Source organism: Novosphingobium sp. KN65.2, assembly GCF_001368935.1.
Taxonomy (GTDB): Bacteria; Pseudomonadota; Alphaproteobacteria; order Sphingomonadales; family Sphingomonadaceae; genus Novosphingobium; species Novosphingobium mathurense.
This window is the reverse complement of record NZ_CCBH010000073.1, coordinates 1-9,858: the sequence shown is the minus strand read 5'-3', so window position 1 is coordinate 9,858 and position 9,858 is coordinate 1. Positions and strand designations below refer to the sequence as shown.

The 9,858-nt window shown below is 62.1% G+C and carries 11 protein-coding genes; all 11 read right to left on the bottom strand.

The genetic code is table 11. The annotated features are described in order from the left end of the window. Nucleotides 1–773 (bottom strand): TrbG/VirB9 family P-type conjugative transfer protein (locus SPHV1_RS02950; protein WP_197277625.1); only part of this gene is annotated, 773 nt, incomplete at its 3' end. A gap of 2 nt (nt 774–775) precedes the next feature. Then, on the bottom strand, nt 776–1,462 hold the full coding sequence (gene trbF / locus SPHV1_RS02945) for a conjugal transfer protein TrbF (protein WP_030091789.1): 687 nt from the start codon (nt 1,460–1,462) through the stop codon (nt 776–778). Nucleotides 1,463–1,466: 4 nt separating this feature from the next. Next, entirely contained in the window at nt 1,467–3,179 is a 1,713-nt protein-coding gene (trbL, locus tag SPHV1_RS02940; RefSeq protein ID WP_048575069.1) for a P-type conjugative transfer protein TrbL, read from the bottom strand. Nucleotides 3,180–3,211: 32 nt separating this feature from the next. Continuing rightward, nucleotides 3,212–3,469 carry an EexN family lipoprotein gene (locus SPHV1_RS26090; protein WP_048575068.1) on the bottom strand — a complete coding sequence of 86 codons (258 nt, stop codon included), beginning with the start codon at nt 3,467–3,469 and terminating at the stop codon, nt 3,212–3,214. Nucleotides 3,470–3,477: 8 nt separating this feature from the next. Beyond that, nucleotides 3,478–4,191: a type IV secretion system protein gene (locus SPHV1_RS02930; protein ID WP_048575067.1), complete on the bottom strand. Its 714-nt coding sequence runs from the start codon at nt 4,189–4,191 to the stop codon at nt 3,478–3,480. Further along, the gene (locus SPHV1_RS25345) at nt 4,188–4,442 is read right to left on the bottom strand and encodes a hypothetical protein (RefSeq protein WP_048575066.1); all 255 of its coding nucleotides are present in this window, start codon (nt 4,440–4,442) and stop codon (nt 4,188–4,190) included. Before SPHV1_RS25345 ends, SPHV1_RS02930 begins: the two co-directional genes overlap by 4 nt. After that, nucleotides 4,442–6,925 carry a conjugal transfer protein TrbE gene (trbE, locus tag SPHV1_RS02920; protein WP_030091793.1) on the bottom strand — a complete coding sequence of 828 codons (2,484 nt, stop codon included), beginning with the start codon at nt 6,923–6,925 and terminating at the stop codon, nt 4,442–4,444. Before trbE ends, SPHV1_RS25345 begins: the two co-directional genes overlap by 1 nt. Before the next feature lies 1 nt (nt 6,926). After that, nucleotides 6,927–7,196 (bottom strand): VirB3 family type IV secretion system protein, encoded by a 270-nt coding sequence (locus SPHV1_RS02915; RefSeq protein WP_030091794.1) that lies wholly within the window; start codon nt 7,194–7,196, stop codon nt 6,927–6,929. A gap of 2 nt (nt 7,197–7,198) precedes the next feature. After that, nucleotides 7,199–7,522, bottom strand: a complete 324-nt coding sequence (locus tag SPHV1_RS02910; protein ID WP_030091795.1) for a TrbC/VirB2 family protein — start codon at nt 7,520–7,522, stop codon at nt 7,199–7,201. Nucleotides 7,523–7,667: 145 nt separating this feature from the next. Further along, nucleotides 7,668–8,624, bottom strand: coding sequence for a P-type conjugative transfer ATPase TrbB (gene trbB, locus SPHV1_RS02905; RefSeq protein WP_030091796.1), 957 nt, complete (start codon nt 8,622–8,624; stop codon nt 7,668–7,670). Between the two features lie 11 nt (nt 8,625–8,635). Continuing rightward, on the bottom strand, nt 8,636–9,858 hold a 1,223-nt coding region (locus SPHV1_RS02900; protein ID WP_231634480.1), incomplete at its 5' end, for a DNA topoisomerase.

The following is a 9,858-nucleotide window of genomic DNA, read 5'->3' as shown; positions in this document are numbered from 1 at the left end:
CCGCCCGGGGGGGCCGGGGCGGGGGGGTGTCGGCCGCGCGCCCTGATCCTATAGCCGAAATTGAGATTATCGACCGATATGTCGCCGTCGATCGTCGCACCGGATGATGCATTGGCGAGAATCCCGGCTGTGGTCAGCTCGGCGAGTTGGTCACGCGGATAATTCCACGAAACAATGCTGGTATAGGCGTCGCTGGCGTGGCTGATCGCTTCCAGCATGTAGGTGCGCTGATCGGTGGTGAGGACGATATTGGTCCGCAATTCGCCCTTGATCGGCTTGATGAAAACAAGGGTCTGCGCGCTCGATCCCGTCCCCTGCTGGGTTTCGCCCATGACCCAGCGAACGGTATCGCCAGCGGCCTTGGAAATCAGTTTCTCGCCGGGTCGGAGCGCGATCGTCGAGATGAAACGCGGCGAGGTATGCACCTCGTAGATCGCTCCCGGCATATAATCGTAGAACATGGCGGAATTGATGAAGCCGTCCGGAGCTGGTGTTTGCCGGGAAAGATCGTTGGCGCTGCGGATCGTCGCAAGAGGCGGCGAGCCGCGCCGAACGGCAGCGCGTGTGGATGGCTGGGGCCGGTTGACCGGCACCAGGCGCGAGGGGGGCGCTTCCGGCTCGGGGAGCACAACGGGTTCCGGCGCGGGCAACACTTGGGCCTGCGCGGGGACCATCTGCGTTTGCTGGGCGGTCGCGGCGCAGCCGGTGGTGCTCCAAAGGATTGCCGACGAAAGGGCGATGGCCCGGACGGACCTGATACGGATACGCTGCATGATTAAAGCTCCCGGCTCCATTGGAAGTTGGTGATGAAGATTCCGAGCGGGTTGGCGCGTAGCTCCTGCTCGGTCTTGGGGGGTTTCACGCGAACGGTGAAAAGGCCGGTCCACCGCTCGGGAGGCATGGGCGTGCCGTTCGTGTAGGCGGTTTCCCGCCAAGTCACCTGATAGGTGTCCTTGCTGCGAGGCAGGACCGCTTGCACCTCAATGGTTCGGGCATCCTGTCCGACATTGGCGAAGGGATCGTTTTCCTTCGCATAGGTGTTCAAGGTCTGCTCGGCCTGCGCCGTGATGAAGTTATAGGCGTTCTGCCAGTTCTGGCGGATGACAACACCATCGGTGCTTTTCGAGCGAACGAGCTGCACCCAATCGGCAAGGAAATAGGCCGTCTCGGCGCGGCTAGGTTCATAGACCTGACCGGCAGCGACGATCTTCCCCGGCTTGCCCAGCTCGTTGACCGGGACAACATAGGTGGCAACCCGCGTCGTGGTCGCCAGATAGATATTGGATGCGACGGCCGCGCCCGCGATCCCAAGCGCGATGAACGTGGCAATGCGCCAGTTCTTCGCCTGCACGCGGGCGGAGCCGATGCGGTTGTCCCATTCCTGCGCCGCCTTGGCGTAGGGACTATTCAATGGTGCAGAGCTGCCGTAGCTGGGCGTCGATCGCCGAAACAAGTTCTTCATGTGGTTAGTCCTCGCTGTGCTCGATGTCGGCGGTCATTCCTGCCCCGCCCTGACTACTGGTTGCCGCCGCCGCCGCCTGCGCGGCGCGCGTGGTCCTACTGGCGCGATGCGCCTTGCTTCGTGCCTCGGCCCGCGCGACCGTCACGTCAGGCGGGGGCGCTGTGCTGGGGGCAGGAGTGGGAGCGGCTTTGCCGCTATCCGTCTTCGCGGCGGCGCTCGCCTCGCCCGCATCGGAAGCAGGGCCGGTATCGGCACCTGACGATGACGGCACGCTGTCTGTCTGCGAGCTGGCCGCCGATGCTTCGGCGGTGCCTGCTCCGCCATCGCTGGACGGTGCTGCGGCGCTCGCCGTATCCGCACTACTTGCATTGCCTGCACTACCTGTAGTGCTTGACGGCTGCGCGGCGCTGCTCGGCGGCGACGCGGCATTCGGGCGGTAGGCCCCCAAGTCCGCATTGCTGTTCTTGTTGAGGAAGTCGCGCACTGCACGGCCATCAGTCATGTCGGGCGGCTCGACGCCCTTTTCGCTGGCGATCTTCTGCGCGGTATCCTGCATACGAGCGGTCGGGGCTGCGTCGAGGCCAGCGCCGCCGCCTGACGGTGCGGAGGGCATCCCGCCACCGCCTGACGGGGATGGAGTGCCACCCCCGCCACCGCCACCTGATGACGGCCCAGGGGCCGGACCCATCGTGCCGCTACCAAAGCCTCCAAGGGGAGGGATGCCGCTTTTTGCGCCCTCTCTGATCGCACCAGCAGCGGCTTGTGCCTTGGCGGCCATGGCAGCAGGAGCGCCCATCGCTGCACGGCCCGCGCCGATCGCGCCGCGACCGGCGAGATATGCGCCGCCTGCTGCGGCGGCAACGCCAGCGGCTCCCGCGAGAGCTGCGCCACCGCCAAGCTGCGGCCCGCCTGCAACAAGCGCATTCGCTATCGCGGGGACGACAAGTGACAGCATCATAAGAAGAATCGCGGCTAACAAAATTGAAAGTGCCTGCGTGGTGGCAAGGTCGGGATTGCCGGGAGCGACAAGGGTAATGTTATTGAAGGTCTTGCCGCCAATCGTGACGATCAGGGCAATGGTCATTAATTTAAGTCCGGACGACACGACATAGCCAAGCGCGCGCTCAGTAAGAAAGCTGGTCTGTTTTAGAACGCCGAACGGGATCAAAACGAAAGCTGCCAGCGTTACAAGCCTGAACTCGATCAGCGTCACGACGAGTTGCACAGCGATGACGAAGAAGGCAGCAATTGTTCCGATCGCAGCAAATGCGATGATAATTATCGCTGCAAAATTGTCGAAAAATGCCACCGGCCCCGTCATCGACTTGATGACGTTCCCCATCGCAATCACATGATCGAATCCGAACTTTACGATGTTCCCCGGATTATCAAGGAAAGCATCGACGCCCATTCCGCTCCCGCCTGCCTTCAAACCTAACGCGGTAAAGCCCTTAACAACGGTCCAGCTCAATCCTTTCCAGTCGTTCACCAACCACAGAAAGAAACCGAATAAGAGGGCTTTCCTAAACAGCTCGGACGTAATCCGGCCATTTTCGTCGAGCGCCCAAAATATCGCGGCAAGAGCGAGGGCGATTGTTGCGACAATCGACATGATGCCCATAACATCGCTATTGATGAGGCCGAAGCCGCTATCAATGGCGCTAGAATAGGCATCTAGAAACTTGGTGAGAATGTCGGTATTAGCGGGGCTTGGCATCGCTGCATCCTAAAGTAGGGCGCGATCACGCTTTAGAAGGCGTAATTCGGCTGCTTTGGCTGGGGACCGAAAACCCGCTTGTGCAGCGTGTTAGATTCGATCTCGGAAATAACTGCTCTCGCGTTCTTGCAATTGTCATCGGCCGTTGTCGGTTGTGACTTGCATGTTTCGATCGTGGCGCGGGCTTCATCCGGGTGTTCCCGGTAGTAATCGACGCTCTTTATGCTGGGGCCACAAGCAGCCAGCCCCAGCGTGGCGAGAACGACAAAGCGGAAGCAAACGTGTCTCATCGACTGCCTCAAAAGCTATAGTTGGGTTGGGTTGGCTGGGGACCGAAAGCGCGTTTGTGCAACGCATCGCTTGCAGCCTGTTCGGCCGCGCGCTGGGCATTTGCCGTCTCGGCCGCACGCATCTGTGTGATGAGCAAGGTCTGTAGCCCGCTAAGCTGGGTCGAGAGTGCCGCCAGAAGCTGGTTCGTCGCCTGAATGGCGGCGGTCTGTCCATCCGCCCCCTGCGAGGCGCTGACGGCCCGCGAAACGGCGCTCTGCGTGCGGCTCTGACTCTGTGCTATCGCGTTTTGCGCCTCCATCGCCTCGCGCCGGGTATCGCGCGTGCGGAGTTCCCAATCCTGCTGCTGGGACGTGATCTGATCCCAAGACGAACCGAGAAGGTCTTGCGGGTAAATCCTGTCCAGATCGGACGTAAGGCTCTTGGCGTTATAGCCAATGCCGTTAGCGCTCTGCATGATGGAGGTCGCATCGTTAAGGATCGACGACAGCTCGGGGCTGATGTCGGTCGTGATCTTGTTGAGCATCCGCGTCTGCGCGTCGAGCTGGGCCTTGAGCTGCGTCACCTGATCGGTGGCGGCCTTCACCTGCTTCAACATCTGCGCGATGGCCTTCACGTCCACCACGGGCATAGCGGCGGACGCTGGCGTGACGCCGATCGGCGTTAGTCCCGTGGTCGTGATCGCCCCCAGGGCGAGCGCGGCGGCAAGAATACGGGGCTTCATGCTTCTTCTCCTTCTGCGGTGTGAACTAGATCTTGTTCGAGGTTGGGCCGCTTGGGCGGGTGGGGCCTCGCGAGCAGCCGGTAGGCGAGCGCGAGCACCACCATGCCGATCGCGCCGATGAACAGGGGCAATGGCTCGCGTGCCACCCATCCCAGCACAAAGGCGAGATAGAAGGGGGCCAGCGCGACGATCAGTGCGATGCGCTGCCGGCGACGTGTGGCCGCCAGCCATGGCAGGAATGGTCGCGGCATCACGCAGCTTCCCCGGCGCTCTGCGCTTCACGGCGGAGGAAATCGGCGATGCCGGGAAGGCCCTTCATCGAAAAGAAAGTCGAAGCGAAGTTCCAGCCCTCGCCATCGACCCGTTCCATGATCCGGTCCATCATCTTATGATCTTCGGGCGAACTGGCCGCGACGGCCGCCAGCGCGACGGGACCAAGCCCCAGCTCGAACAGGCGATTACCGGAGCGACTCTGGTAGTAATATTCGCGCTTCGGGATCGCCTTGGAAATCAGGTCGATTTGCTTGGTGTTGAGGCCGAACCGCTCATAAACAGCCTCGATCTGCGGCGTCCGCGCGTCGGGGTTTGGCAGGAAGACGCGCGTGGGGCAGCTCTCCACCAGCGCCGACGCAATCGACGATTGCAGCACATCACCAAGGCTCTGCGTTGCAAACACAACCGCGACGTTCATCTTGCGGAGCGTCCGTAGCCATGCCTCGATGCGCTTGGCGAAGCTGCTGGAATCGAGGAACAGCCATGCTTCGTCCAGAATGAGCAGCGTCGGCCGTCCATCCTTGAACCGGCGCTTTTCGAGAACATGGAAAAGGTAGGTCAGGACAGGACCGACCGCCGCCTTGTTGTCCATCAAGGCTTCCATCTCGAAAGCCTGCCAGTTGCCACCGCTCAAGGCATTGGTGGCCGCGTCGAGCAAGTGACCGTGCGGGCCGTCCAGCGTATAGGGAATGAGGGCGTCCTTGACTTCCTTGTCCTGAATAGTCGCGGCAAGCATGGTGAGCGTGCGCTGATCCTGCGGCGCGCTGGCAAGGTTGGTGAGCGCGCTCCAAACCGCGTCTTTCACTGCCGGGGTGATCGGCACATTCTCGGCCGCGATGATGTCCAGAACCCATTCCTGCGCCCATGACAGGTCCGAAGCCGTGTCGATCTCGGCGAGGGGCTGGAAGGCGAGCGCGGCTCGATCGCCGCCAAGGTAGAAGAATGCGCCGCCAGAAAGCAGCGTCGAGGACCGCGACGACGCGCCCTTGTCGAATATGAAAACCTGCGCGTCGGGATAGCGAAGCCATTGCATCGCAATCGTATTGAGCAGCACCGACTTGCCCGCGCCTGTCGGGCCTATAATCATGGTGTGGCCCACATCGCCCTGATGGAGGTCGAAACGGAACGGGGTCGAGCCATCGGTGCGGGCGTGGAGCAGCGGGGGGAGCGGTTCGGTCGCCCCACGCTTGCGCGCCTCGGCCGTAAGGTGCGCGTTGATGACCGGACCCGACCAATTGGCGGAGACGGGCAGCATATCGCATAGATTGAGGGTGGTAACGAGCGGGCGGCGCACGTCCGCATAGGCGTGTCCGGGCAGGCTTCCGAGCCACGCCTCTACGCCGTTCACGTCTTCGACCTTGGCGACGAAACCGGCGCGGTTGATGCTCGATTCCACTTCGCGGACCTTTGCCGCCAGCTTGTCCGGGTCTGGATCGGTGAGCGTGATCGTCGGCGTGAAATAGCCCATACCCGCACTGTCGGACCCGATGACCAGCATTGCCGCCTCGGCGTCATATGCCTTGGCGATGGCGTCGCTGTCCTCAAGCTGGGAGGGTTCCTTGGTGATGGCCTCCTTGATGAGGGCCGTCACGCCCTTGCGCTTGGCAAACCAGCGTTTGCGGATTTTCTCGACTTCCGATCTGGCGTCCTCCTTGTCGAGGGGGAGGAACCGGCAAACCCAGCGATAGGGGATGCCCAGCGAATTGAGCCGGTCGAGCATCCCCGGCGTCGATGATGCAGGATAGGACCGGATTGAAATGGTCCGCATGTAGTGCTTGCCCAAGCGCGGGAAGAGACCCGCCTGAAAATCGTCGTCGGTAATCATGGCGTCGAGGTAGAAAGGCACCTCGGGAGATTTTACGGGGTGGCGCTTGGTCGAAATGCATGAATGGAGATAGGTCAGCGTCTCGTCGTCGCTCATCTCGCGGATTTCAGGCATGAAGCCGGAGAGTATGTCGCCGACCTGTCGGACGACGCCCTGAAAATCCCGCAACGCGGTGCGATACATGGCATCCGCGCCCTGCCCGGTAGGGGCATTCTCGATCACAAGGCTGCTGGCGCGCCCTATATTGCCCTCGGGGGGCAGATAGGTGAACGTCATGAAATAGCGGCTTTCGAAATGCGATTCCTCGGCCTCGAAAGCGGCGCGCCGTTCCTCGTCCACGAGCTGGGAGACGGGATCGGGAAAGAGGCTGTCAGGATAGGTTTGCGAGGGCACGCGCAGGGCCTCAACATGGAGGCACCAGCGCGAACCCAAGCGGCGCAGCGCATTGTTGAGCTGCGATCGTGCGGAAATCAGGCCGGATTGGGTCGCACTCGCAAGGTCCGGCCCGCGAAAGGTAAGCGACTTCTGGAAACTGCCATCCTTGTTCAGGAGAACGCCGGGGGCAATGAACGTGGCCCAGGGCAGATGGTCCATGAGGCGAGCGGCCTTTGGCCGATATTCTCCGATATTGAACATTTCAGGCGTCCCAATATGGTTTCTGGCGAAGGTGACGATTGAGCGTCGCGAAAAAATGGGGGTCGCGCTTCGTGAGCGCGTAGGCGACCATGTGCAGCGCGGCCCCCACAGGGATGCCCAGCCACCACACACCAAGGCCAAGGGTCAGCTCGGCCGCCATAATGAAGTTGATGAGCGCGAAACTGCGAGGAACCCCGCCGAACGTCATCGGTTCGGCGAGGCTGTTGTGAAACGGAACCTCGTAGCCCGGTATGTCGTGGCTATCGGCCATGGTCAGAAACCCGCGCCGCCAGAGAAGCCGAAGAACGGGATGAAGAAGGTGCTCGCGGCAAAGGCGATGGCGAGGCCGAAGACGATGCCCAGCACCTTACGCATGAACCCGCCGCCTTCGGAGAAAGCGAAGCCAAGGCCCGCGAGGGCGACGGCGAGGATGCCCGCGATCTTGGCGACGGGGCCGGTCAGTGAATCGGCGATCTGTTGCAGCGGGTCTTCCCACGGCATCCCGGAGCCGCCCGCGAAGGCCGGGGACGATATGAGCGAGAGGACAGCGACGAAAACCGCCGCGCGCCCTCGCCTGATGAGGTTCCGAATGTTCATTGATTACTCCCAGATAGGTCAGCATCTCCGAATATTTAATATTCGGAGAGACTATAGAATATACCAAAAGGGAGTCCGGTCAATGCCTATGTGTAGCTATTTGCGACTGGGTGGCAATTACCCCTTTTCGGCGATTGCCAAGTCCTTAGTTAATATCTTCAATAGTATAGCGGTCGCCATCGCGACCGGCGACGCGGGCGATGTTCTCGATCTGGCGTCCTTCCTTGGTCCGCCTGATGAAAACGAGGACGTTGATCGCTTGCGCGATTGCCCGATACGGGATGCGCTGCGTCACCTCGCCAATGAGGTCTTCAAGACGGGTCAAACCTTCATAGGCGCTATTTGCGTGGATCGTCGCCAGTCCTCCGGGATGGCCGGTGTTCCACGCTTTGAGCAAGTCCAGCGCGGAGCCGTCGCGGACCTCGCCGATAATGATCCGATCCGGACGCAACCGCAGGCTGTCCCGGACAAGATCGGTCATCGTGACGGGCGGGTCGCTGCGCTTGGTCAACAGCTCCACCTTGTCAGTGGCCGCGCATTGCAGCTCGGCGGTATCCTCGATCAGGAAAACGCGGTCCTCGGCGAAGGCGGGAAGCGCGAGGATCGCATTGGCGAGCGTGGTCTTGCCGGAGCCGGTGCCGCCGACGATCAGCATATTCGCCCGCTGCTCGGCCGCTTCGCTCAATAGCGCCGCCTGTGCGGCGCTCATGATGCCTTCCGAGATATAGTCGTCGATCGTGAAAATGACCTCGGGCCGCTTGCGGATCGAAAACATGGCATTCGCCGCGACAGGCGGGAATATGCCCTGAAACCGCTCGCCGGTTTCGGGCAAGGTGGCGCTGACGCGCGGCCGATCGCGCGTCACGACTTCCCCGGCATGGTCCGCCAGTAGCCGCAAGATGCGTTCGGCATCTGCTGGCGTCATGTCGTGGCCGCTATACTCGCGGCCCGCGCCGATGCGATCGACCCATATCTTGCCGTCAGGGTTCACCATGACCTCTACAACCAGCTTTTCGGCAAGCGCAGACGCGATGACGGGGCCAAGGGACTGACGCAGCGCATGGGCCTTGCGGTCGAGCGTAAGCGGGTTGTGCTGAACCATGGTCGTAACTCCTAACTGGCCGGGTGCGCGTCGAGGAAGGCTTTGCACGCGGCAAAATCGGTGCGGAACGTCGAAGGGGGCGGCGTGCCGGTGCGCTTGGCAACGGCCATCACCGCCTTAATCATCTTCTCGCTGGGCGCGGCCGTGCCGAACGCGGCCGTAGGCTCGCACTGGCGCAGCACGCCGATAAGGCGCTCCGTCTCGGCCGCCACCTCCGACACAAAGGCGTCAAGCGTAGTACCGCCGGTCAAAATCCCGTCGATCCGGCTTTCCCAAACGGCCGTTGTGCCGGGATCGACCAGCGACGGCGCGACCTTATGCAGGATCGAGAACACGGCCATGCCTGCCTGTGTGGGATAGAGCTTGCCGCCCTTCGTCATGATAAGGCCCTGTTCCTTGAGGCCAGCAATGACGCTATCGCGCGTTGCCTGCGTGCCGATGCCCTTTGCATCTTTCAGGCGCTCTTTCAGCGCCGGGTCGCGGATGAACTGCGCGGCATTCTTCATCGCCTTTACAAGCGTGCCCTCGTTTAAACGCTCTGGCGCGCGCGTGGTCCGCTCGGATAGCTTGGCCGTGACGATCTCGGCCGCCGCGCCGTGCTCGAGCGCGGGCAACTCGGCCACGTCCTCTTTCTCCTTGCCGGACGTGTCGCGGTAGAGGCGCCAGCCCTCTACGTGCGACACAACGCCCTTGGTCGCATAGACGGCCTCGTCGATCGGGAGCGTCACGCTGGTTTCGTCATATTCGTAGTCGGGCGACATGGATTGCAGGAACAGGCGCGCGATTTCATCGAACAGGCGGCGTTCATCCTCGGAAAGCGCCGCGTAGGTGTCGGGGAGCGTTGCGAGCGTCTTGGGGTTCGGGATGATGGCGTGATGGCTTTCGCCGCCAAGCCCGGCATCGGAAAAGACGCCCTGCTTTCCCTTGCGAATGTTCGGGGCACCAGGTGCCCCGATCTGCCACGGCCCGAACGTCGATAGCGCAGCGAAAATTTCGCTTGCTGCCGGAATAAGAACCTCGGGCAGATAGCGCGTCTCCGCGCGTAGATAGGTTATGATCTTGTGCCGGTCGTAAAGGGCCTGCCCGATCTCCATGACCTTGGCGGCCGTCCAGCCCCAACGCCCCGCGATCTCCTGCAAGGTCGAAAGGTCGGGGGGCTTTGGCCCCGCCTTCTTCTTGCGGGTGGTGGCAACGGCGAGTTGGCCGCGCGTGCCGATCGCAGCGGCAACCGCCG